Here is a 25,114-nt window from a genome sequence, read left to right on the forward strand (position 1 = left end):
ACACTATTGTATCATATGTATGAAACGACAAAATGCGTATATTTTTCATTTTTTTAACAAAATATTTATTTTATGTGTTTCATCAACTGTAGCTAACAAAATGGATTCAACTTCTGCGTTTTTCTCTAGAAATTCTCTCGCCCATTCTTCTGTTTTCCCTAATAAAGCAAGAACATCTTGCTGAATGCTCCCATCCTTTACTAATATAAAAGAAACTGGAGATTTTTTTCCTGCCACTTTTAGATCAAGTCGGGAAACTGCCTCATATTCTGGATACCGAAATATAGAAACGACACCGTTCGCTTCCCATAATGCTAATTTGATCGTTTGAATATCGCTCACATTTCGCATACGAAGTTCTGAAAATAAATATTCCACCGTAATTCTCGCTTTTTTCAAATTGCTAAAATCAATGGAGCCATTGTGTATAAGAATGATAGGTGCTGGCTCTAAAAAGCGTCTCCATCTATCCCATTTCAACATTAAAACTGAACTTATAATATGAAGTACAACGAGTATAAACGTTGTAATCATCGAGCCCATTAATCCTACTTTTTCATCAGACAATGCGTTAGAAATATTCCCGCCAAGCAATAACACCAATACAACATCTAAAAAGCGAAGTTGTGCGATGGACCTTTGCCCCATTGCTTTCGCAACTAATATTAAAAATATGTATGCTATAATAGCCCGAATAACCCATTCACTATTAGAAAGATGCCGTGCTCCTTCAAAAATATGCATATGCATCACTTTGCACTCCTTACATCCCAAACTGCGAGTCTGTTTTAGTTTGCAACGTTTATGAGTATATATGTAAAAAAGCTGGTTCGTTTAAAAACGAACCAGCTTTTTTTACTTAACGGAAAACATATACTTTTTATACGTTTTTCGTACCGATAATATGAGACCCATCATAATCATATTCGAGAACAAGGAACTTCCCCCATACGATAAGAAAGGTAATGCAATCCCTTTTACAGGCATTAATCCAACAATCATACCGATATTTTGGAATATTTGAACCGTTAATATCCCAATCGATCCAGCACATAATAATGTACCGAATAAATTATCAGCAGAATAACCGATAATAATTGTTCTATATAGTAGTAATAGGAACAAGAATACAACTAACGCTGCTACGATAAATCCACCTTCTTCGGCAATTGTAGCGAAAATAAAGTCTGTATGCTTCTCAGGGATATAAACATTCCCTTCGCCAAACCCTTTCCCTTCCATACCGCCACTACCTACAGCTAAAATTGATTGCTGTGTTTGATAGCCTTGATCTGTATGTTCAAATGGATCTAACCAACCTAAAATACGTGATTGTTGGTGCGGTTTTAGTAGCGTAACTAACTTATTAAAGAAGAAATCCTCATACCTTACGTAAATAAATATTAACGTGGATAGTATGGTGACTGGAATAACTGTACATAACGCTATCAATTTCTTCTGAATACCTGACATAAATAAAATACATGCAATGGCAGCAGCGTATAAGAACACCATCCCCGTATCCGGTTGGCTATATACAACAGCCATAGGCGGGAGGGATACTAGCATAATTTTACCTACTAATTTTAAGTCCGTTTGAAATGTCCTTGCCATATACTGCGCATTATGTTTCACTGCTATACTTGCTACTACGAGAAGCAATGAAATTTTGAAAAACTCAGATGGCTGAATTTGTCCAACTAGTGGAAATACAAACCATCTTTTTGCACCTAATTTTTCAGGTGTGAAATTGGAAACCGGTAGTATTTTCAAAAGAATAAGTGAAGCAAATCCAACGATATAAAGTGGCCAAGACAATTTTTGTAATTGATCTAAGTCGATGCTTGCAACAAGCAATAACAATACAACCCCAATTATGTAGTTCAAACCTTGTTTCATTGCAAAGTTTGCCTCTCCATATTGGCCAGTTTGTTGACTGCTATATATAGCAGCTATACTTGTAACACATAATGCTAACAAAATTAATATTAATTTTACATCTAAACTTTTTAGAAACTCGGTACTTCTTTTCATGACATCCTCCTGAAACATTGTTACAGCAAAATAAAAAACCAGGAGTCAACATTCCTCATGTTTTGACGACTGATTACACATTATCTATAAAACACTTATATAGAATAACTCTCTTTTTCATACAATACAATATATTATACTACAGTTTCGTCAGTAAGATTTGCCAAAAAAATTATTCTTTTCTTATTTTATATCCATATACCATATATCAGCAATGTATTTTCATAAATTCCTAATACATAATCGTTCATTGTAAGATTACTGGGAAAGGTATTATACATATAGTAGGATGTAGATGAAGAAATAAGATAATAAAAAGCTCGCATAAGCGAGCTTTTTATTTAATATACAGATGTATTATGTTCTGACGTATTTTCTAAAATTTCTTTTACACGTCCTAAGAACTTACCACAAATTAAGCCATCTAGTACACGGTGATCAAGTGATAAACATAAGTTAACCATGTCACGAGCACCAAACATGCCATTATCCATAATTACTGGGCGTTTTACAATTGATTCAACTTGTAAAATAGCCGCTTGTGGGTAATTAATAATACCCATAGATTGAACAGAACCGAATGATCCTGTGTTATTAATTGTAAATGTTCCGCCTTGCATTTCGTCCGCTTTTAACGATTTCGTACGTACTTTTCCTGCAAGTTCTGTAATTTCACGAGCGATGCCTTTAATTGTCTTCTCGTCCGCATGTTTAATTACTGGTACAAATAGTTCGTCCTCTGTTGCAACAGCGATAGAAAGGTTAATATCTTTCTTCTGAACGATTTTATCGCCAGCCCACATTGAATTAATTTGAGGGTATTCTTTTAACGCTTGTGCTACTGCTTTTACGAAGAAAGCAAAGAACGTTAAGTTAAAGCCTTCACGCTTTTTGAAATCACCTTTAATTGAATTACGGTATGACACAAGGTTTGTCACATCTACTTCAATCATCATCCAAGCGTGTGGCGCTTCGTGTTTACTACGTAACATGTTCGCTGCGATTGCTTTACGCACACCTGTTACTGGAATTTCGATATCGCCAGGCATTGTTGGTACAGAAACTGGTTTCGCAGATTCTACTTTTTGCGCTACTGGCGCTGCTTTTGGTGCTTCTGGACGCGCTTCTACTACAGCTGCTACCGTTTCCTCTTTCTTCGCCGCACCTGCTTGCGGAATATTTCCAGATTCCACTAGCTTTAAAATATCTTTACGAGTGATACGGCCGTTTGCTCCCGTACCCTCTACTAGATCTAAATCAACGTTATGCTCACCCGCAAGTTTTAACACAGCTGGTGAAAAACGAGGTTTTCCATCAGTTGGTTGTTTTGCTTTCGGTGCTTTTTCAGGTGTAGCTACTTCTGCCTTTGATTCTTCTTTTGTTTTTTCCTCAACAGCTGTTGCTGCTACTTCATCTGCGCCTTCTACTTGAATCACACAAACTACTTCACCTACAGCTAACGTATCACCTTCACTAGCGATTAACTCTTTCACAATACCAGTGAAAGAAGATGGTACTTCAGCGTTTACTTTATCAGTCATTACTTCTGCAAGCGGATCATATTTGTTTACGTGATCGCCAACATTAACAAGCCATTTACTAATTGTACCCTCTGTAACGCTCTCCCCGAGCTGAGGCATTGTAATATTTTCTACAGCCATGTATAGTCCCCCCGATTAAAATTCCGCAAGCTCGCGCATTGCTTTTTCAACTTTATCTGGATTTACCATAAAGAATTTTTCCATTGTTGGTGCATATGGCATTGCTGGAACGTCTGGACCTGCAAGACGTGCGATTGGTGCATCTAAATCAAACAGACAGTTTTCAGCAATAATTGCTGCCACTTCACTCATAATACTTCCTTCTTTATTGTCTTCTGTTACAAGAAGAACTTTACCTGTTTTAGAAGCTGCTTCAATGATTGCTTCTTTATCTAATGGATATACAGTACGTAAATCAAGAATGTGTGCAGAGATGCCATCTTGCGCTAACTTTTCAGCCGCTTGAAGAGCAAAATGAACACATAATCCGTATGTGATAACAGTAATATCATCACCTTCACGTTTTACATCTGCTTTTCCGATTGGTAATACGTAATCATCTTCTGGCACTTCACCTTTAATTAAGCGATATGCACGTTTATGCTCAAAGAATAATACTGGATCTTCATCACGAATTGCAGCTTTTAGTAAGCCTTTTGCATCATATGGTGTAGAAGGGATAACGATTTTTAAACCAGGTTGGTTTGCAAACATCGCTTCTACAGATTGCGAATGATACAATGCACCGTGAACACCGCCGCCAAATGGCGCACGAACTGTAATTGGACAAGTCCAATCATTATTAGAACGGTAACGAATTTTTGCTGCCTCAGAAACAATTTGGTTTACTGCTGGCATGATGAAATCCGCAAACTGCATTTCAGCGATTGGACGCATTCCATACATTGCTGCACCAATTGCGACCCCAGCGATTGCAGATTCTGCAAGTGGTGTATCTAGCGCACGATCTTCACCAAATTGATCATATAATCCGTGTGTCGCTTTAAATACGCCACCTTTTTTACCAACATCTTCACCTAAAACGAATACTTTCTCATCGCGTTCCATTTCCTCGCGCATTGCTAATGTAATAGCATCAATATAAGACATTACAGCCATGAAACGTTCCCCCCTATTCTGCGTATACGTGCTTCAATGCATCTTCAGGTGCTGCATACGGAGCATTTTCTGCATATTCTGTTGCTTCGTTTACGATATGCATAATTTCGTCTAACATTTGTTTTTCAGATTCCTCAGTTAACACGCCAACCTCTTTTAAATAAGCAGCAAATGTTACAATTGAATCATTTTTCTTCGCTTCTTCTACTTCTTCTTTATCACGATAAACACGATCATCATCGTCACTTGAATGTGCTGTTAAACGATATGATACTGTTTCAATTAAAGTTGGACCTTCACCACGGCGGCCACGGTCTGCTGCTTCTTTTACAGCTTTATATACTGCAAGCGGATCGTTTCCGTCTACTGTATATCCAGGCATACCGTATCCAATTGCACGGTCTGATACATTTTTACATGCTAATTGTTTTTCAACTGGAATAGAGATCGCGTATTTATTATTTTCACACATAAAAATAACAGGTAACTTGTGTACGCCAGCAAAGTTTGCACCTTCATGGAAATCACCTTGGTTGGAAGAACCTTCACCGAATGTAACAAACGTTACTAAATCTTTCTTTTCCATTTTTCCAGCTAATGCAATACCAACTGCATGTGGTACTTGCGTTGTTACTGGAGATGAACCTGTCACAATACGATTTTTCTTTTGACCGAAGTGACCAGGCATTTGACGACCACCAGAGTTTGGATCTCCAGCTTTCGCGAAACCAGATAGCATCAGTTCTTTCGCTGTCATACCAAACGCTAGTACAACACCCATATCACGGTAGTATGGTAATGCATAATCTTTCTCTCTATCAAGAGCGAATGCTGCTCCAACTTGTGCTGCCTCTTGTCCTTGACAAGAAATTACGAATGGAATTTTACCAGCACGGTTTAATAACCACATACGTTCGTCGATTTTACGTGCAAGTAACATCGTACGGAACATTTCTAATACTTGCTCATCACTTAAGCCAAGCTCTTCATGGCGCTTTTCTTTTACTTCTGCCATTTTTCATAACCTCCTAAATCCACATTTTTATGCGTGTAACGCTTTTCCATCTACAGCTAATGCTGCTTCACCAATCGCCTCAGATAATGATGGATGCGGATGAATTGTATGTGCTACTTCCCAAGGTGTTGCATCAAGTACTCTTGCAAGACCCGCTTCAGAAATCATATCTGTTACATGCGGTCCAATCATATGAACACCGAGAATATCATTTGTTTCTTCATCAACTACAAGTTTTACGAAACCATCTGATTCGCCGTATACAAGCGCTTTTCCGATTGCACGGAATGAGAACTTACCTACTTTTAGCTTATAGCCTTTTTCTTTCGCTTCTTGTTCTGTTAAACCGACAGAAGCAACTTCCGGACTGCTATATACGCATTTTGATACCATAGAATAATCAATTGGTGTAACTTCTTTACCAGCAATATGTTCTACTGCAACAATTCCTTCATGAGAAGCAACGTGAGCAAGCTGTAAGCCACCGATTACATCACCGATTGCGTAAATATGAGATTCTTTCGTTTGATAAAACTCATTTGTTTGAATGTATCCTTTTTCCACAACGATATCCGTATTCTCTAAACCAATATTTTGCGTATTGGCTTGTCGTCCTACAGATACAAGCATTTTTTCTGCTTTAAATTCTTTATTCTCACCGTTATGTTCAGCTTGAATTGTTACTCCATTATCTTTTACCAATGTTTCTGGTAATACTTTTGCACCAGTTACCACTTTAATACCTTTTTTCTTGAATAGACGTTGCATTTCTTTTGAAACGTCTTGGTCTTCTAGTGGTAGTATCGTTTTCGCATACTCTAATACTGTAACTTCTACACCGAAGTCAGCAAGCATAGATGCCCACTCAATACCAATTACACCGCCACCAACGATAATAATCGAGCTAGGAAGCGTTTCCATTTTTAGGGCATGATCGGAAGACATTACATACTCTCCGTCTAATTCTAAACCTGGTAATGAATTCGGACGAGAACCTGTTGCAATAAGTACATTTTTTGGAATTAACATTTCATTCTCTTCTCCACTTGCAAGTTCAACTGAAATTGTCCCTGGCATCGGAGAGAAAATAGATGGGCCAAGAATACGGCCAATACCTTCAAACACATCAATTTTACCTTGTTTCATTAAGTGCTGAACACCTTTATGAAGTTGCGTTACAATCTTCTCTTTACGCTCTTGTACTTTCGCAAAGTTTAGTTCTACATTACTTGCAATAACTCCGAACTCTTCGCTTTTTTTAGCAGTTGCGTATACTTCCGCACTACGTAAAAGGGCTTTACTAGGAATACATCCTTTGTGTAAACAAGTACCACCAAGATTTTCTTTTTCAACAAGTGCAGTTTTTAACCCTAGTTGTGATGCACGAATTGCAGCAACATATCCACCAGTACCGCCGCCAACGATGACTAAATCATATTCTTTTGCCATTATCTCAACCCCTAGCTACCGTTTCTTTTTCACGTACAATATATTCTTTTGGAGCTTCTTCTTCACGTAGTACACGAAGTGCCCCTTCTGCTAATGCTTGTAATTCATCTTCTCCTGGATGTACGATAACATCTGCAATCCAGTCTACTCGTTCTTTTATTTCATCAACAAGGATTTTACTGTAAGCAAGTCCACCAGTTAATACGATTGCATCGATTTTCCCGTGAAGTACAGCGCTAGCTCCGCCAATCTCTTTTGCAACTTGATATGCCATAGCTTTATAAATAAGAGTTGCTTCAGGATCACCTTTTTCAACCATTTGTTCTACTTTAATCGCATCATTTGTACCGATAAGACTTACAAGTCCACCTTGTCCGACAAGTTTTTTAATCATTTCATCTCGGTAATACTCACCAGAGAAACACATTTCTACTAGTTGCCCTACTGGTACTGTACCAGCGCGCTCTGGACTAAATGGGCCTTCTCCGTTTAAACCGTTATTTACATCGATTACTCTTCCTTTTTTATGAGCACCAACTGTAATACCGCCGCCCATATGTGTAACTAATAAATTTAAATCCTCATATTTGTGATTTAACTGTTCAGCTACTTTACGAGCAACTGCTTTTTGATTTAATGCATGGAAAATACTTTTGCGTTCCATACCAGCAATACCACTTATACGAGCAATAGGCTCCATTTCATCTACAACGACAGGGTCTACAATGAATGCCGGAATATTTAATCCAGAAGCTATTTCATATGCTAAAATGCCCCCAAGGTTTGAAGCGTGATGACCGCTAAAACCATTTTTTAAATCTTCTAACATCGCATCGTTTACTGTGTATGTTCCGCCTTCGATTGGACGAAGTAATCCCCCACGGCCACAAACTGCGTTTAATTTTGAAATGTTAATACCGTGAGAATGTAGAACTTCTAAGATCGTTTCTTTACGAAACTCATATTGGTCGATAATTCGCTTATATTTTCCAATCTGTTCTTCGTCATGACGAATAGTTTCTTCTAAAACGGGTCTTTCATTATCAAAAACACCAATTTTTGTGGATGTACTACCCGGATTAATAACAAGAATTCGATTTACAGACACTGTTGCTACCTCCACTAATAAATTCAAAAGGAGGTGGAAACCTCATAAGAGGTAACCACACCTTTTGTAAAAGTAATATATGAATGATTAGCGACGGCTAATAATGTCGTGACCGTTGCGTAAGTATGTGCTACGAGAGTTTTTCAAGCTTGCAATGCGCTCTTCAGCTAGACGATCAGCTGCTACATAAGTTGCAACGCCATCGCGTTTTGAAATTTCGATTACTTTTGCAATTGTGTCATAAATTGATTCTACGCGTTTTAATGCACGTTCTCTATTGTATCCATATAACTCGTCTGCTACGTTAATTACGCCACCTGCATTAATTACATAGTCTGGTGCGTATACAATACCCATTTCATGAATGATGTCGCCGTGACGATCTTCTTTTAATTGGTTATTTGCAGAACCTGCAATTACTTTTGCTTTAAGTTGTGGAATAGTTTCGTCATTAACTGTTGCGCCTAATGCACATGGTGCGTAAATATCACATTCAACACCGTAAATTTCATTTGGCTCAACTGCTGTTGCACCGAATTCTTCTACTGCACGTTGTACAGCTTCTTTATTAATATCTGTAACGATTAGTTTTGCGCCTTCAGCGTGTAAATGTTTGCATAGGTGATATGCTACGTTACCAACACCTTGAACAGCAATTACTTTTCCTTCTAAATTATCAGTACCGAAAGCCTCTTTCGCAGCAGCTTTCATACCACGATAAACACCGTATGCAGTTACTGGAGATGGGTTACCAGAAGAACCGAATGATGGTGAAATACCTGTTACAAAGTCAGTTTCTTCGTGGATAATATCCATATCATCTACTGTTGTACCAACATCTTCAGCTGTAATGTAACGTCCGTTTAGTCCTTGAATATAACGACCTAATGCACGGAACATTGCTTCGCTCTTATCTTTACGTGGATCACCGATAATTACTGTTTTCGCACCACCTAAGTTTAAACCAGCTGCTGCGTTTTTATATGTCATCCCTTTTGCAAGACGCAATGCATCTTCAATCGCCGCTTCTTCAGAATCATATGTCCACATTCTTGTTCCACCAAGAGCAGGTCCAAGTGTTGTATCATGAATTGCAATGATTGCTTTTAAACCTGATTCTTTATCTTGACAAAATACTACTTGCTCATAATCATATTTTTCTAAGTATTCGAAGATTTCTAATGCCATTGTCGTTTCCCCCTAATGTTTTACCCTATTTGGTTTATTTTGAAGCAGTGGCAACTGCCAATGCTAATGAATATACTTTTGTTTCTGCTGAATCAGCACGAGATGTTAAAACAATCGGTGCTTTTGCGCCAGCAATCATTGCTCCTACTTTTGCATCCGCAAAGTATACGAGTGATTTATATAGCACATTTCCAGCTTCAATTGTTGGGACGAGTAAAATGTCTGCCTTACCTGCTACGTCACTTACTATGCCTTTATGTTCTGCTGCAATTTGTGATACTGCATTATCTAAAGCAAGTGGTCCATCAACGACACAATTTTTAATTTGTCCGCGGCGATTCATTTGAGTTAACATCGCTGCATCAATTGTCGCTTGCATCGCAGGATTCACAACCTCTACCGCTGCAATTGGGGCTACCTTCGGCGAATCAATTCCTATTGCCCGGGCAACTTCTACAGTATTTTGTATAATAGCAGCTTTTTGTGTTACATCAGGTGCAATGTTCATTGCTGCATCTGTAACAAAAATGAGACGATTGTAGTTTGGAACTTCAAATGCTGCAACGTGTGAAAGTACGCTACCTTTACGAAGTCCCCACTCTTTATTTAATACAGCTTTCAAAATATTTGCTGTTGGGATGTTCCCCTTCATAAGCACATCTGCTTCGCCATTTCTTACAGCTTTAACAGAAAGTTCTGCAGCCTCAGCACTTGACTGTGTTGCAATCACTTCAATATGTTCTGAAGTTTGTAAACTATGTTCTTGTAGCATCCCCATTATTTTTTCTTGATTTCCATATAGACGAAATTGAGCTAGCTGTAATGTAATTGCTTTCGCTACAGCTTCAATTACTTCATGATCTTCAGCTACTGCTACAGCCACAGTTTTTTTAGGCTGGCCTGCCGCTTGATCAATTAAGTGTTCTAACTTCATATTTTGTAATCAACCCTTTCCGTCGTCCCTCGTCTTTTTATTAAGCAAATACCGTGCCAACTTTTTAAAGTGGTCTTACCAATAATGGAAACGCATTCAAAACACAGTAAAATCAATACTTTGGAAAATAACAAAATATTCTATCTTATTTTGTCGCTTTTTGTATACCATGCAATAAATTGCATGGTACGCAATTTATTGCATGCTATTTTTTGCACACTCATATTTTTCTAGCTTGTAATATAAATTTCGAACCGAAATCCCTAACGCTCTGGCTGTTTGTGTTTTATTTCCACCAAATCTCTCTAAATATTCATGAATGATATTCCCTTCAAACTCCGTCACTAAATGCTCAAGTGGCTTTTCTTCTAACTCAGGTAATAAATGAGCTTGCTTTGACTCCACCTGCTCTTCGTTATGTAATGGCGGTAAATGTTGTACATCTATATAGGTCTCGTTATAATTCATAAAGATTATAGCTCTCCCCAAAATATTTTCAAGTTCCCTCACATTTCCTGGCCATTCATATGATTGTAAATATGAAATAGCCGAATTAGTGAGTCCCTCTATATTTCGGCCATAATCTTGGTTAATTTTTTGAATTAACCTGTCTGCGATTGCCGGTATATCCCCTTTACGCTGACGAAGAGATGGGATTTGAATTGGAATTTTATTTAATCGATAATATAAATCCTCCCTAAACTTCCCTTCTAGAATGGCTTTTTCTAAATTCACGTGCGTCGCTGCAATTACTCTGACATTGATAGGAATTGCTTTCGTTCCACCAACTTTTACAATTTCTTTCTCTTGCAAAACGCGAAGGAGTTTCGCTTGCGTATTTGCAGATAGTTCCCCTATTTCATCTAAAAAGATGCTGCCGTTATTCGCTTCCTCAAAGAATCCACGTTTTCCCCCTCTTTTCGCACCAGAAAATGCCCCTTCCTCATAACCAAACAATTCACTTTCTAACAACGTCTCCGAAATAGCCGCACAGTTTACACGAACAAACTTATTATATTTCCGATTACTTCCATTATGGATAGCATGCGCAAACAATTCTTTACCTGTCCCCGACTCCCCGCGTAACAACACTGTTGCTGGTGTATTCGCCCCCAGTTTCGCCTGTTCAATAGCAGCCGTTGTTTCATCTGAATTTCCGACAATGTCATCAAATGAATATTTTGCTTCTAACGTTCGAATAATTTGCCTCGCTCGATTCAATTCATTTGTTAACTTTTGAATTTCTGATACATCACGAATTACACCAACGCTTCCTTTTAATATTCCATCTACAATGACCGGTGCTACGTTTACAATTACGTCTCGCTTTTTTTGGCCAATCTTCATATGTATTCCTCGTACCGCCCTACGTGTTCGAAGAACTTTCATATGCATACTTTCACCTTCTACAATATCGGTTGTAGCCGGCTTTCCAATAATGTCCTCTTCTGTTAAACCTGTTAATTTCGTATATGCAGGGTTAATTACTAATCCTCGACCTTTTTCATCCACGACCGAAATAGCTTCCTCAGACGAGTTAATAATCGCCTCAAGTAACGTTTGAATCTCCTTTAAATCTGTAACTTCTTCCGCAAGATCTACAACCTCTGTTATATCTTTAAAAATCGCAAATGCCCCTTGCACTTCTCCTCCCTCTTTTAATATTGGAATACGGGTTGTAATAATTTTCTTTCCATTCTCAAGCGTCAATTCATAATTTACTTCTATTTGTTTCGTACGTATAATACGAAGCAACTTACTAGTCGGAATAACTTCTAAAATATATTTCCCTACCGCATCTTCTTTTTTATACCCGATAATACGCTCTGCACTTTTATTAAATAGGCGAACTTGTCCCTCTCGATCAATCACAATCATACCGTCATGCGTAGAATTTAAAATCAAATCACCTTGCTGCGTTTGCTCTTCTAACTTTCCAATTAAATCTTCCTTCTCATGTGCTAATCTCGTAACAATCTTTGCAATATCACCTGGTATAAGAAGAGTATCTTTATGCTTTTTCTTTAATAAATCTTTATGTAAATCATCGTCACCTGTCATATCAAACATTACATCAATGTGCATAGAAAGAAATGGAGTCACACTCTCTCCAATTGCAATCCCGTATTCCTTTGCCATCTGTAACCCTTTTGCTATCGGATTTATATCAATAATCCCTATAATTTGAAATATATTCGAACTCTGTAACAGACGCAGCAGTGTACTACCACCTTCACCTGCACCAACAATTAAAACTTTTTGTTTCATATATTACACTTCCTCTCGGAGTATCTCTGCAAAATTTTTCACACCCTTATCTTACTCGTTCAGCCCCCTCTTGACAAACCCCCTTTTCATATAACATCATTAAAATAAACAAAATAATCTGAAAAGGAGCGTTTATATGCAGCGTTACCTTGCTCTATTATTAGCACTCATCCCTATTTCATTAGCTGTGTTTGGCATTAAGTTAATGAGAGATACCGTATTCGGGATTTTATTTCCTCCACTCTCTATACTATGGTTACAATTTTTAATCGGGGCTCTCTGCTTCGCGCTCGGATTTTATATCTTTGGTGGTTTCGTCTTACACCGAGATCGTAAACGAAATAAAGTACAAGCTCGCTTTCGAAGATAGGATAGGAAATCTCTACTATTTACAAATAAAAAAATGAGACCGTTACAAGCGGTCTCATTTTTTTATTTGCAATAACGTTCTTGCCGTTTCAGGATAATCAGTAATAATCGCCGATATGTTCATATCAAAATATTTACGCATAAGTGTTTCTTCATTAATTGTATAGGGCCGAACTTCTACATCACTTTCCATCGTTAATTCAGCAATGGCATCTTGAAGGTAACGATAATTCGGATGCACCGCAGTAGCTCCCATCTTTTTTGCATATGCCCACGGGCTATGCAGGCCTTCGCGATATAAAATCGCTGTTTGAATATCAGGAGCCATCATATGACACCTTTTCATACTGTAGTGATTAAATGAAGAAAATATAACACGATCTTCTAAATTAAATTTCCGTACAAGCGTTATAACTTCTTCTTCTAAACCTCTGTATGGAATTTTATTGTTTTTAAGTTCAATATTAAGTAGCAACTCTGTTTTTTCAATCCATTGTAACACCTCTTCTAAAAGAGGTATTTTACAAAATCCTACTTTATCACCAAATTTATAGCTCGCATCTAATTTACATAAATCCTCATATAAATAATTTCGAACCGCACCTTTTCCATTCGTTGTCCGGTCCACTGTTTCATCATGAATGACGACAACCTTTCCGTCTTTCGTTAATTGAACATCAAGCTCAATTCCATCTGCCTTAAAAGATTCAGCTGCTTCAAATGAAATCATCGTATTTTCTGGGTATGTTCCCGCTGCACCACGATGTGCAAATATAAGAGTCATCCTCACTCCCCCAATCTTATGCTATACTATACGAAAAAGGAGGTACTTCTATGAGACCATTACAAATTTCTCCAGACACTGCAGTCCGCCTATCAAAAGCACTAGGTGTTCCACTTGAACAACTTATGCATATGCCGCAGCACATTTTAATTCAAAAGTTAGTTGAATTAGAAAAACAAAATAAAGACGAAGAATAATACAGTCCTGTTTCACAGGACTTTTTATTATTTTCTATTATATCACGGATGACTTGCTTGCTAAAATCCCTCATTGGATATACCATGATTCAATTTAACCTTCACTTCGAACATGTACAATAAAAAGACCAACGAATTCTAACATTCATTGGTCATTAATTAAAAAGTTCATTGGTTTTAAATTTACTATCGAGTATACATTTCAAGAATTATTAAGCTTTATTAAAACTTAAATCCCTTACTTCTTCTATTCTCAGCTAGCCTTATGTTCAAGTCTCAGCTTATCCGCAACCATTGCGATGAACTCTGAGTTCGTAGGTTTTGCTTTTGACATAGATACTGTATAACCGAAAGCTTTAAACGTTGATATATATACGTTTCTAACATTTTCTTTTCGTCCAATAAATACGTTAAATTTCACGCCCTTTATTGGTTTCGTTTTTCTTAATTCATTGGTAACATTACATTACTAATGTGTATAAGAATATAATACATATTCACAGGGGCAAACGTCAATAGAATTCAATGATATCCACGTACTGTTTCACGTTACCCTCTATTCAGCTTCTTGATTTACGACTATATCCTTATTCCTATAGTCTAAGTTGGTACGTATTTGAAGCTTTCCCCTGTCCTACTGTAACCAACAATAGCCCCTGTTCTTTTAGTTCTTTTAGTTCTTTTAGTTCTTTTAGTTCTTTTAGTTCTTTCAGTCCTTTTATTGCCTTTGATGTTGTATTACGATTAGCCCATAAATAATCCTGTAACTGGTTATATGATAGTTTCACTGGTGCTTTATCAGCTTCTAGTTCTTTCATAATATATAGTAATAATAGTTCTGTTTTATCTAAGTTAGTGCGTTTAAATAATTCCAACCGCAATCTCCTTCTCTTGTTCTGTTATTTAACACTCATACTAATAGTGTCTTACATTTCGTATAGTACATATTAATTACCATTAAAACAATAAAAACTTCCCCTTAGCTATGTAATTATATATCAAAAAGACTTATGCGTAATTCACATAAGTCCCACTTTTGTTACTCATAATTGATTATTCTTCATCTTCAAACCCATGTAAGCTATCAAGTAATTCTGTAAAAGACGAACAAACAGGAAAAATAGCTTTTTCCATCTCTTTTTCTTCGTGTTCCTAAAGTACAATGGTTGGGGATTGAAGAATATTTCGGATTAAGAAAATACTTACAACAAAAGTTAAAATGTTGTATCAGTTAGACTTTTTCTTATTACAATTTCATGTTTTAGAGTTTCTGAGAAATCAAATGCTTTAAATAATAAATCAGAAAATGTCTTTCCATCTTCTCTAGCAAAATACGTAACAAGGTCAACAACTTGTGGTGGTAATGCTTTTCCTTCCCACGGCGGTCTTTTGGTTATATCTTCAATATCCCAAATAATTTCTTCGGGTTTCTTCTTTTGTAATATGCTTTGAATTTCTTTTAAATTCTTTCTCGCTTCTTCTACGTCTTCCCAACTTAACTTATCAAAATACAAATTCTTCATAAGTAAAGGATATTTAGTTCCCCAACCTTCAGGTTCTGTATGATATGACATTGTTGAAAAGAAGCTATGCAAAAAGTCAGGATGCCCTACTTCATAAAACATAAAATCTATTCCAAATCCTACGTTTGACATATTATCACTCCAATATACTAATCTTTAATTTCAATAGTAGCGTTATCATTTGTTTTTGTCTTGATTTTCTGCACTAGTTCAATAATTTCATCAGGACTTACTTCCTGTCCCCTAATATCAACACGAACTGTTTGTTTCGTTCCTTCAGGTAGATTCTTCATCATCTACACCATCTATATTAGGGTCATATTCATAGATATCTTGTCTCAAACGAAAATCCGCAACAGAAAATGGGTCCATAAATCTGTTAAAAAAGAACTTACTTGATGCCTCTAAAAAACCATAACCAATTTCTTTATAAAAAATTTTCAATTCTTTAGGGAATTTCATTTTTAATAAATCTTCTGCTTCCTCTATCTCTTCTTTTGGCAAAAGTTAAAAAATAGGGGTTTGATTAGATTTAATACTTTCGTCTGCTACAATATGTTTTTTCAAAAAGTTAAACATAATTTTTACTACCTCCTTATTACAGAAGGGCTGTTTTCAATGCTTCTTCAAGCATTGTATTGAAATCATTATATGTTTTCATCACTGTGCCAGATGGTTTATCAAGTTCTAAGCAAGTACCATCAGATAAGTTTTTACAAAACCAAGCAATACTTGAATCTCCAAAGAAAAGATACTCTTTTTGAAATTCATTTTCATACCAAATCTTATTCGTGTCTATAAATCCACAAATCGGTTCGTTTCTTTCTGTTTCTAGTAAAGAAGGGTCAACTCCATAAATAACTAGTCCACCAAAATCTAAACCATTTACGTTTTTAATAAACTCCTCAAATTCACTCGGTAAATCAACATTAAATTTCTCTTTCACACGTTCTCTTAATCTATGAACTTCAGTATCTGTTGCTGGTGTGTTCAGATTAAAGTTAACACTTTTCAGTATATCTTCAATTTCTAAAATCAGATTTTTCCACATATAAATTTCACCATTGCTTCAGCTTGAATCTGTTCAAAAATTTCTTTTTCATTTCCCTCATAATTGTTTAACATTCTTAGAATTTCTGAAACCTTTGCATCTATGTTACTAACTCCTATCAGTTATTTTAGGACTTTTTTTACATGTCCGTTTCTGAATCCCATACCTCTATAAATTCAAAACCTTTTAAATCACTTTCTAACACTGCATTTCTAAATTCATCTGATACAAAAACGGAAGTAGGATGGATTCTTTGATTTATATATACTTTAAAAATCATTTCATTGTGAACAATGTTAGGAATAAATGCGAATTTTTCACATCCTATTACTAAACCTGTGATTAATTTTTTAAAGATTGCTTTATTACTATCAATTGCATCTAGTACATTTAAAACATGGACTACATAATATACTTCATTTGTTTTATTATGAACAAGTGGAAGAAACTCAACATCAGCACCTATTAAAGGTTCTAATAATTTTTTTGCTTGTTCACTAATCATTATTGAACCAGTTTCCCCCCAAAAATGCGGACAGTCGCTAGGTTTATCTCCTTCTATACATTCAATAAATATTTCTCCCCATGAATCTAGTAAAATTGCAGTGGAGTTGAACTTCCCTTCAAAATATTTTTTATCCTCTTTATATTTCAATAGCTGGAAAGACTGGCAATCATCAAACGAACTTCTCAATTCCCAAATTTTCATTTTTTATTCTCCTTCGAGATTTAATATATTTACAAATTATTTCGATTTATTTAATTTTAAACTCCCCTCTAATAAACGTATCCTTATGTCATGTAGGGCTGCAATAGCATCAGCTTGAGTACCACCGTATACTTTAACTTCTTTTAACACTCTAGCCACTTCATCTGCATATTCTGCTGAATGACTACCGATATGTAATGCTTCAGTAGTTACATAATCATTCAATTTATATGGTAAAAATACCCCATTAGCAGCAGCATCAGGATGTATCCCAAACTCTTCTAATAATTCTTGTACGAGTGCCGCCCTTTTATCATTCCAAGGTCCGATGTGATGTGCTGCATTAGAATATGGGGGTGGTTCAATCCCTGCATCCTTAAGTTCTTCACGTAATATTTTAGATGCTGTATACGAATCAGGATACTCATTTTTCACTTCAACTCTATCAAGAACTTTATCCGCATAATCTTTTATTACTTCTTGTACACCTTTAACTCTACTTCTTCCACCAGTTTCAGAAAACATAAATGTATCACGGGCTTCTTGTAAAGCTTCAAAAGTTTTTATCTGATTGCTACCAAAGCCACTAGTACCTGCAAATGCAAATCGTTCTTTTAATGGTAATTGATTCGAAACGGACGAGATACCTTCTGAGAATTTTGTTAGATTGGTACCTTTTGAAAGTGTAGTTACTTTACTTATTCCTTTATCCCCAAGCCATCCCAATCCAAGCCCCATAAAAACACTCGTTCCCCATTTTGTACGACTTTCCGCATCACCATGCCAAAAATCATTCATAAATGAATCCGAAACAGCATTCCAAGCAGTAAAGGTTGTCTCTATGGGGTGACCTATAGCATACTTAATATTTTCTTTTGTTACTGTATCGTCTAGTGAATCAAATCCTTCTACAATCCCCCCAATAACTTGCCCAGAACCAACGTATATACCGTCCCAAATTTTTCTAAGCATAGATTTTTCAGAGGGTTTGCCGCACATTGCCCCTTCTTCTACCTTTTCATCTGATAAATTCCCATCAACTAAATTACCATCATAACGTTCATCAGCATTACGAAACTTTTCAGCAGCGTGCATTAGTTCTTCTGCAATCTTATCAAATTCCCGAAACACATTAAACATTTGAGGTTTTGTTTCATTAAACATCTGATAAACCCTTTGACTCGTTGCACCGTTCCACATTGCAGCTACGTATTCCGTTTGGTTATATAAATCTTTATGTATCTGTTCTAACCTATTTTTAGTTTCAAGAACAAGCTTTGCTGACTGTTCTAGCCGTTCTGGCGTAACCTTTATTTGCGTCACGCTACCCCTTCTCCATACAATATTTCACACAAGAATTATATCATGTGGAGCTATTTCACTGTACTAAATATTCGGAATTTATGACCCGAAAAAATTTTAATCCCACCTTTTAAAGAAGTTGAAACGAAGCTGTCTGCTATTTAAAACAAATAAACACGGAAATCCTATCAAAAATATACCTCCACTTAACTTCTTCTTTGCAGAATCAAGCATCCATCTTACTCTTTCGGAGTGATTTATATAATATAAATCAGTCGATTTTGTTCGTCCCCATTAATTATTATTCGAACCAATTGGGCGGTTACAGGCAGTTGATCTCCCGCCAATTTTCAAGACAGGAGTCTTACCGTCCATTAATGCGAGATAAATCACCTAAATCTCAATATGATAATTGTGTGCTTTCTATCAACAAAAAACCTCCTAATTCTTGGAATTAAAATCCCAATAATTAAGAGGTTTTTAAATTAACCGCCAATTACCTATGTACTTTATTGCCTACATACGCAATTCGTTGGTTATTAAATTTTGTTATGAAATACGCTTAACACCTTGATACAACAACGATTAGCTAGCCTTATGTTCAAGTCTCAGCTTATCCGCAACCATTGCGATGAACTCAGAGTTCGTAGGTTTTGCTTTTGACATAGATACTGTATAACCGAATAAGGACGAAATAGAATCGATATTCCCACGACTCCATGCTACTTCAATTGCGTGACGGATTGCACGCTCGACACGGCTTGCTGTTGTATTATATTTCTTCGCGATATCTGGATACAATACTTTCGTAATAGATCCAAGTAATTCGATGTCATTGTACACCATAGAAATTGCTTCCCTTAAGTACATGTACCCTTTAATATGAGCAGGCACACCAATTTCATGAATGATACTCGTAATGCTTGCATCTAAGTTTTTCGGTTTTCCATCTACTGTTGTTGCTGATCGGAAAGATGGCAGTGGACGTTTAATAGTAGCGTTCGCTTTACCGCTCACTTGACGAATATGACTCGTTAAATTCTCCATATCAAATGGTTTTAATATGAAATATGACGCACCTAAGTCAACTGCTTTTTTCGTCACATCTTCTTGTCCAAACGCTGTCAACATAATTACGCTAGGCTGTCTTAACCTTTCAATATGGCGCATTTTCTCTAGTACAGCTAACCCATCTAAATGTGGCATAATAATATCTAATACAAGTACATCCGGCTGCTTATCTTTTAATAAATTTAAACACTCTTGACCATTATAAGCAGTACCAATTACTTCCATATCCTCTTGAGCAGCTACATAACTCTCTAGCATTGATACTAATTCTTTATTATCATCCACAAGACATACTTTAATTTTCTCCACAGCTTTTCCTCCCTTACCGAATCGATTCTCCGACATGTGTATCCTTCTAGGCTACATGAATTGTTCGACAATTGTGTGAAAATTCCCTTTTAAAGTTTGTTACTTTCCGATAAAATCACAAAAAAATATGTTTATCGTTTATTTATTCCTTTTCGCAACACATTCCATCATAGAAAAACAACGAAACGTTCAACCCTTTCCTTTTATTTTACAACAAAAAACACCTCTTGCGGAGCTTTTACAAAATTTCAACGAATTTTTCAATAGAAAAACGAGCTAATTATTAATTAGCTCGCTTTTCTTTCTTGATCATAAATGTTAATTCCAGCCTCATGTAACATCCATTCAATATGAACACCATATCCTGATGTTGGATCATTTACAAATACATGTGTAACAGCGCCAATTACCTTTCCATTTTGTACAATTGGACTTCCGCTCATCCCCTGTACGATACCACCTGTTTTCGCTAATAAACGTTTATCTGTTACTTTTATTACCATGCCTTTTGTTGCCGGAAACTTTTGCGGTACTGTACTCACAACTTCAATATCAAACGCTTCCACTTTATCTTGATCAATAACCGTTAATATTTTTGCTGGTCCTTCTTTTACTTGATGAGATAGTGCAATCGGCATTGCTTTATCCATTACGCCATTTGTCATATTTGTATTCAATTTGCCAAAAATACCAAATGGACTATTTATTGTAATATTGCCAATCACTTCACGATCAGGTGAGAACCTCGCTAATTTCTCCCCTGGATTCCCATGACTACCTCTTTCAATTGATGTAACTGTCGAACGCATAATTTGTCCATCTTCGACTTGAATCGGCTTTTTCGTATCATTATCAGAAATAACATGACCAAGTGCCCCATATTTCATAGAATCAGGATGAACAAATGTCATTGTTCCGATTCCAGCTGCCGAATCACGAATATATAAACCAATGCGATAAGACGATTCTCCACTGTCTTTTTGTGGTGTTAATTTAGTGCGGATATGCTTTCCATCCCTTAGCAAAACGAGATTAAGCGGTTCGCCTGTTTCCCCACTATTATGAATAAATGGTGCTACATCACTCATTCTTTCAATTGTTTTACCATTAATTTCAGTAATCATATCTCCAATTTGCACACCAGCTGTTTCACCAGGAGATACTTTCCCTTTTTCAGTTTGAATTAAATGATGGCCTACAACAAGTACCCCTTTTGTGTTTAACTTTACACCAATTGATTGTCCACCTGGAATAACTTTGAAATCTTTTAATACTCTCACATTTACTTTTTTCACTGGAAAACCAGCAAGCTGAAACACCATATCTGCTTCACCATTTTGATGAGAATTTACCATAAGTCCTTGTTTTTGTTCATTTGAACTTACTGTAAACACATGACGATCTGTAGATGAAGCTTTAAATACTGGTAATGAAGCTATTTCTGATTGTTGTCCTTCAAAAACAACAAGTTGCTTCGGAGATGAAATAAACGTCCGAAGCGGTTTAAAACACCCAATAAAAACTAAAGAAACAAGGAGAAAAATACCTATTATTTTGCGAAATCTTTCTAATTTCAATTTGTTCACTCTCCTCGCTCCTACCCCACATTCAGCCTTTTGGCTTCACTTTTTAATCTCTCCTTGCAATGCTTTATTTATAACCGGAAGAATTAAGAAATCATCATTTGAGAAAAAAAGCTATCCATTACTGGATAGCCTCTGCTGTCTGTTTAAAATGATGCGCTTGCGTAAGTAATTCTTTCGCATGTTCTGTCGTTAAATCTGTAATTTCCACACCAGAAATCATTCGAGCTATTTCTGTTACTTTATCCTCCATAGTTAAAACGGTAACTGATGTAATTGTTCGATCATTTGCTACTTGTTTTCGAATAAATAAATGCGAATCCGCCATTGAAGCTACTTGAGGTAAGTGCGTAATACAAAGTACTTGTGAGTTTACTGATACTCGATAAATCTTTTCCGCAATAGCCTGTGCGACCCGGCCACTTACACCAGTATCCACTTCATCAAAAATAACAGATGCAACACCTTGATGCTTAGAAAAAATGCTTTTTAAAGCTAAAATAATACGGGATAACTCTCCACCAGAAGCAACCTTTGAAAGTGGTTTTAGCGGCTCACCCGGATTTGTTGAAATATAAAATTCCACATGATCGTAACCATCCGCTGTAAGCCTTACCGGTGCTCCCTCCACGAGAGGCTCTTCTGCATTTCCTTCTCGCTTCATAATTCTCACTTCAAATTTTGTTTTTTCCATATATAATTCTTTTAATTCCTGATGAATGGCATTTGTAAGATGCTCTGCAAGTTCATGACGCATATTACTTAACAACGTTGCTTCTTTCAGAATAACACTTTCTAATTCCTTCAACTGTTTCTTCGTCGTTTCAATATGAACGTCTTTATTTTCAATCGTAAAAATTTCTTGTTCAATTTTATCAGCATACGCTAAAATCTCTTCTACAGTATTTCCATATTTTCTCTTTAGCATACGAATTTCATTTAAACGCGTTTCAATTTCATCTAAGCGATTCGGATCATATTCCATCATATCGAGCTTTTCTCTTAGTTGATAGGCAACTTCTTCTAATAAATAATAACTATTGGCAATGGAATCATGATTTTCTTGATACACTTCATCTAAATGTGTAATACTCTCCATTTGTCCCATTGCGCTTCGTACATTATCTAACCCTTGTCCGTCAGCACTTAACGAGCGATACGCATCCCCTAATGCTTTGTAAATTTTTTCGAAATTAGAAATTTGCAATCGTTCTTCAGTTAAGTCATTTTCTTCATCTATCTTTAAATCCGCTTTACGAATTTCTTCATGCTGAAATTGAATTAAATCTAAACGATGTGCCATTTGTTGTTCATTTTCACTTAACGATTTCAACTGTTTTTTTAATTTCTCATAGTCAGCATATACGTTTTGGTATATATCTAATTGTTTAACGATACGCTCTCCATCAAAATGATCGAGCATAAATAGATGACGTTCTTCATTCATTAAGTCTTGCGTTTCGTGTTGTCCATGAATATCAACAAGTGTTTTTCCAATTTCTTTTAATACACTAAGGGTAACTAGTTTTCCATTTACACGACATACACTTTTTCCGTTTGCAGCGATATCACGCTTCAAAATAATCATGCCGTCTTCTATTTCTATATCCAACTCTTCTGCTTTTTCAATACATGGATGCTTATCATCTTCCACATAAAATAGCCCCTCTATCTCAGCTTTTTCTGTTCCGTATCGAACAAATTCTGCTGAACCACGGCCACCTACAAGTAAACTAATCGCATCAATAATAATCGATTTTCCGGCCCCTGTTTCACCACTTAAAACCGTTAATCCTTTTTGAAAAGAAATATTTAATGCCTCAATAATAGCAAAGTTTCTAATCGATAATTCCGATAACAATGCCCCATTCACCTCGTTATAAACTAATCCCCTATGAAGGGCTTTTCTCAGTTCTTTATTCAAATAGTCATACTATATGTTTGTATGTATAAATTACTTTTCTAACCGCTCCATTGTACCAAACATTTGTTTTACGGGTCAATCCACCTATTTCCTAATTTTATTCAAAGAAAATATTATATTACAATTAAGAATTCACGTTTTTAACCAATAAAAATATCCTGTTCGCTTTCCACTTTACAGAGGAAAGCAAACAAGATTTTTTGTTACAGCATATTTAAGAAACGATCAGAGACAACACCTGTATCTTCAGGTGTACGGCAAATAATTAAGCAAGTATCATCACCACAAATGGTTCCGATAATCTCATCCCACTCTAAATGATCAATAAGTGCCCCAAGTGAATGAGCGTTACCAGGCAATGTTTTTAGCACAAGCATATGTCCTGCCGTGTCTAATTTTACAAATGAATCCACTAGATTGCGTTTTAATTTTTGTAACGGGTTAAATCGTTGATCTGCTGGCAAGCTATATTTATAGCGACCATCATGTAATGGCACTTTCACTAAGTGCAATTCTTTAATATCGCGCGATACTGTCGCTTGCGTTACATTAAATCCCTCATTACGTAGAATATCAACTAATTCATCTTGTGTTTCAATTTCTTTGTTCGCAATAATTTCCCTGATTTTAATATGGCGCTGACCTTTATTCATACATTTGCACCTCACACTATCTCTTACCATAGTTTAAACATTGGTATACTTCACTTATTTATGTTAACTTATAATTCGTTACTTGTACACAATTGTTTTTACAATCATTATACAATTACAACAAAAAGAGGAACAACATATGTTATTCCCCTTTCCCTTTTTGTTTTAGGACATCATGTGCCTCTGTAACTACTTGCTCAACAGAAATTGGAGAATGATTTTCGCCCTTCTCACGTTCACCATGCCATTTCAGATGAATTAAAAATTCAATATTACCATCCCCGCCCGTAATCGGTGAGAATGTTAAGCCTTCTACGTCGTATCCTTCTTTTATAGCAAAGTCGACAATCATTTCTACGACAGCCTCATGTACTTTTCGATCGCGAACGATACCCTTTTTACCAACTTGCTCTCTTCCAGCTTCAAACTGCGGTTTAATTAACGCTGCTACATCCCCATTCGGCATAAGCATTGTTTTTAAAACTGGCAATATAAGTTTTAATGATATAAACGAAACATCGATACTAGCAAATTGCGGTAAACCACGTTCTAAGTCTGCTGGTGTTACGTAACGGAAGTTCGTTCGTTCCATTACGACAACACGCTCATCTTGACGCAATTTCCACGCAAGTTGATTGTACCCTACATCTAATGCATAAGATAATTTCGCTCCATTTTGAAGCGCGCAATCGGTAAAGCCACCAGTTGATGAACCAATATCTATCATAACTTTATCTTGTAAATCAAGATGAAATGTCTCTAATGCCTTTTCAAGTTTATAACCACCACGGCTTACATACGGCATAACTTGCCCCTTCACCGTAATCTCTGTATCTTGTGGGATTTTCTCCCCTGGCTTATCCAATCTCATCTCATTCGCATATACAAGGCCGGCCATAATGGCGCGTTTTGCTTTCTCACGTGTTTCTATAAGCCCTCGCTCTACTAATAGTACATCTACTCTTTCTTTTTTCGCACTCATT

At 36.3% G+C, this 25,114-nt stretch carries 24 protein-coding genes and 3 pseudogenes; 2 read left to right on the forward strand and 25 right to left on the reverse strand.

Annotated elements, in window-relative coordinates; translation table 11 throughout:
• Positions 1-45 precede the first annotated feature (45 nt).
• The 10 genes from MR070_RS02160 to MR070_RS02205 all read right to left on the reverse strand — a co-directional run bounded on the left by MR070_RS02160 (position 46) and on the right by MR070_RS02205 (position 12,656).
• A complete protein-coding gene (locus tag MR070_RS02160) occupies positions 46-750 on the reverse strand; it encodes a DUF421 domain-containing protein (RefSeq protein WP_044793833.1) in 705 nt (234 codons plus the stop codon).
• Between the two features lie 105 nt (positions 751-855).
• Positions 856-2,034: an FtsW/RodA/SpoVE family cell cycle protein gene (locus tag MR070_RS02165; protein ID WP_000831200.1), complete on the reverse strand. Its 1,179-nt coding sequence runs from the start codon at positions 2,032-2,034 to the stop codon at positions 856-858.
• 341 nt (positions 2,035-2,375) lie between these two features.
• Positions 2,376-3,695, reverse strand: a complete 1,320-nt coding sequence (locus tag MR070_RS02170) for a dihydrolipoamide acetyltransferase family protein (protein WP_242260463.1) — start codon at positions 3,693-3,695, stop codon at positions 2,376-2,378.
• Positions 3,696-3,710: 15 nt separating this feature from the next.
• A complete protein-coding gene (bfmBAB, locus tag MR070_RS02175; protein ID WP_000290076.1) occupies positions 3,711-4,694 on the reverse strand; it encodes a 3-methyl-2-oxobutanoate dehydrogenase subunit beta in 984 nt (327 codons plus the stop codon).
• A 13-nt stretch (positions 4,695-4,707) separates the two neighbouring features.
• Positions 4,708-5,709, reverse strand: a complete 1,002-nt coding sequence (gene bfmBAA / locus MR070_RS02180; RefSeq protein ID WP_000852555.1) for a 3-methyl-2-oxobutanoate dehydrogenase subunit alpha — start codon at positions 5,707-5,709, stop codon at positions 4,708-4,710.
• Between the two features lie 27 nt (positions 5,710-5,736).
• Positions 5,737-7,158 (reverse strand): dihydrolipoyl dehydrogenase, encoded by a 1,422-nt coding sequence (gene lpdA, locus MR070_RS02185; protein WP_001051291.1) that lies wholly within the window; start codon positions 7,156-7,158, stop codon positions 5,737-5,739.
• A gap of 4 nt (positions 7,159-7,162) precedes the next feature.
• The gene (gene buk / locus MR070_RS02190) at positions 7,163-8,266 is read right to left on the reverse strand and encodes a butyrate kinase (RefSeq protein WP_000115774.1); all 1,104 of its coding nucleotides are present in this window, start codon (positions 8,264-8,266) and stop codon (positions 7,163-7,165) included.
• A gap of 87 nt (positions 8,267-8,353) precedes the next feature.
• Entirely contained in the window at positions 8,354-9,454 is a 1,101-nt protein-coding gene (locus MR070_RS02195) for a Leu/Phe/Val dehydrogenase (RefSeq protein ID WP_242260465.1), read from the reverse strand.
• A 34-nt stretch (positions 9,455-9,488) separates the two neighbouring features.
• On the reverse strand, positions 9,489-10,388 hold the full coding sequence (gene yqiS, locus MR070_RS02200) for a phosphate butyryltransferase (protein ID WP_070806815.1): 900 nt from the start codon (positions 10,386-10,388) through the stop codon (positions 9,489-9,491).
• A gap of 195 nt (positions 10,389-10,583) precedes the next feature.
• Positions 10,584-12,656 carry a sigma-54 interaction domain-containing protein gene (locus MR070_RS02205; RefSeq protein ID WP_000811007.1) on the reverse strand — a complete coding sequence of 691 codons (2,073 nt, stop codon included), beginning with the start codon at positions 12,654-12,656 and terminating at the stop codon, positions 10,584-10,586.
• 136 nt (positions 12,657-12,792) lie between these two features.
• Here MR070_RS02205 and MR070_RS02210 point away from each other — a divergent pair, with 136 nt between their 5' ends.
• A complete protein-coding gene (locus MR070_RS02210; protein ID WP_001190187.1) occupies positions 12,793-13,026 on the forward strand; it encodes a DUF2627 domain-containing protein in 234 nt (77 codons plus the stop codon).
• 54 nt (positions 13,027-13,080) lie between these two features.
• Here the strand turns inward: MR070_RS02210 and MR070_RS02215 are convergent, their stop codons facing one another.
• Positions 13,081-13,809, reverse strand: coding sequence for a glycerophosphodiester phosphodiesterase (locus MR070_RS02215; protein WP_044793830.1), 729 nt, complete (start codon positions 13,807-13,809; stop codon positions 13,081-13,083).
• Positions 13,810-13,859: 50 nt separating this feature from the next.
• Between MR070_RS02215 and MR070_RS02220 the strand changes: the two genes are divergently transcribed.
• Positions 13,860-14,006, forward strand: a complete 147-nt coding sequence (locus tag MR070_RS02220; RefSeq protein ID WP_001247671.1) for a YycC family protein — start codon at positions 13,860-13,862, stop codon at positions 14,004-14,006.
• 253 nt (positions 14,007-14,259) lie between these two features.
• On the opposite strand, the pseudogene MR070_RS02225 reads toward MR070_RS02220, so the two are convergent.
• From MR070_RS02225 to MR070_RS02290, 14 genes and pseudogenes are all read right to left on the reverse strand, one after another.
• Positions 14,260-14,358 (reverse strand): annotated as a pseudogene (locus MR070_RS02225) (sporulation initiation factor Spo0A C-terminal domain-containing protein); the annotation flags it as partial.
• Between the two features lie 241 nt (positions 14,359-14,599).
• Positions 14,600-14,881 (reverse strand): GntR family transcriptional regulator, encoded by a 282-nt coding sequence (locus tag MR070_RS02230; protein ID WP_103631417.1) that lies wholly within the window; start codon positions 14,879-14,881, stop codon positions 14,600-14,602.
• A 178-nt stretch (positions 14,882-15,059) separates the two neighbouring features.
• Positions 15,060-15,203 (reverse strand): annotated as a pseudogene (locus MR070_RS02235) (SMI1/KNR4 family protein); the annotation flags it as partial.
• A 17-nt stretch (positions 15,204-15,220) separates the two neighbouring features.
• Positions 15,221-15,661, reverse strand: coding sequence for an Imm70 family immunity protein (locus tag MR070_RS02240; protein ID WP_000072974.1), 441 nt, complete (start codon positions 15,659-15,661; stop codon positions 15,221-15,223).
• A 17-nt stretch (positions 15,662-15,678) separates the two neighbouring features.
• Positions 15,679-15,822: a hypothetical protein gene (locus tag MR070_RS02245; protein ID WP_242260467.1), complete on the reverse strand. Its 144-nt coding sequence runs from the start codon at positions 15,820-15,822 to the stop codon at positions 15,679-15,681.
• Positions 15,812-16,108, reverse strand: a pseudogene (locus MR070_RS02250) (SMI1/KNR4 family protein); the annotation flags it as partial. The gene MR070_RS02245 and the pseudogene MR070_RS02250, both read right to left, overlap by 11 nt.
• A gap of 19 nt (positions 16,109-16,127) precedes the next feature.
• Positions 16,128-16,580, reverse strand: coding sequence for a YrhA family protein (locus MR070_RS02255; RefSeq protein WP_000265782.1), 453 nt, complete (start codon positions 16,578-16,580; stop codon positions 16,128-16,130).
• 139 nt (positions 16,581-16,719) lie between these two features.
• On the reverse strand, positions 16,720-17,289 hold the full coding sequence (locus MR070_RS02260) for an imm11 family protein (RefSeq protein ID WP_000707099.1): 570 nt from the start codon (positions 17,287-17,289) through the stop codon (positions 16,720-16,722).
• A gap of 36 nt (positions 17,290-17,325) precedes the next feature.
• Entirely contained in the window at positions 17,326-18,612 is a 1,287-nt protein-coding gene (locus MR070_RS02265; protein WP_242260469.1) for a WXG100 family type VII secretion target, read from the reverse strand.
• A gap of 564 nt (positions 18,613-19,176) precedes the next feature.
• On the reverse strand, positions 19,177-19,971 hold the full coding sequence (spo0A, locus tag MR070_RS02270; protein WP_014297988.1) for a sporulation transcription factor Spo0A: 795 nt from the start codon (positions 19,969-19,971) through the stop codon (positions 19,177-19,179).
• A 287-nt stretch (positions 19,972-20,258) separates the two neighbouring features.
• Entirely contained in the window at positions 20,259-21,557 is a 1,299-nt protein-coding gene (gene spoIVB, locus MR070_RS02275; RefSeq protein WP_002028467.1) for a SpoIVB peptidase, read from the reverse strand.
• 118 nt (positions 21,558-21,675) lie between these two features.
• Positions 21,676-23,415 (reverse strand): DNA repair protein RecN, encoded by a 1,740-nt coding sequence (gene recN / locus MR070_RS02280; protein ID WP_000947749.1) that lies wholly within the window; start codon positions 23,413-23,415, stop codon positions 21,676-21,678.
• Positions 23,416-23,681: 266 nt separating this feature from the next.
• Positions 23,682-24,131: an arginine repressor ArgR gene (gene argR, locus MR070_RS02285; protein ID WP_001032581.1), complete on the reverse strand. Its 450-nt coding sequence runs from the start codon at positions 24,129-24,131 to the stop codon at positions 23,682-23,684.
• Between the two features lie 142 nt (positions 24,132-24,273).
• Positions 24,274-25,113, reverse strand: coding sequence for a TlyA family RNA methyltransferase (locus tag MR070_RS02290; RefSeq protein ID WP_001274741.1), 840 nt, complete (start codon positions 25,111-25,113; stop codon positions 24,274-24,276).
• Between the last annotated feature and the right edge of the window lies 1 nt (position 25,114).

The sequence above is a fragment of the Bacillus cereus group sp. BfR-BA-01453 genome, assembly GCF_022662915.1.
GTDB lineage: Bacteria > Bacillota > Bacilli > Bacillales > Bacillaceae_G > Bacillus_A > Bacillus_A paranthracis.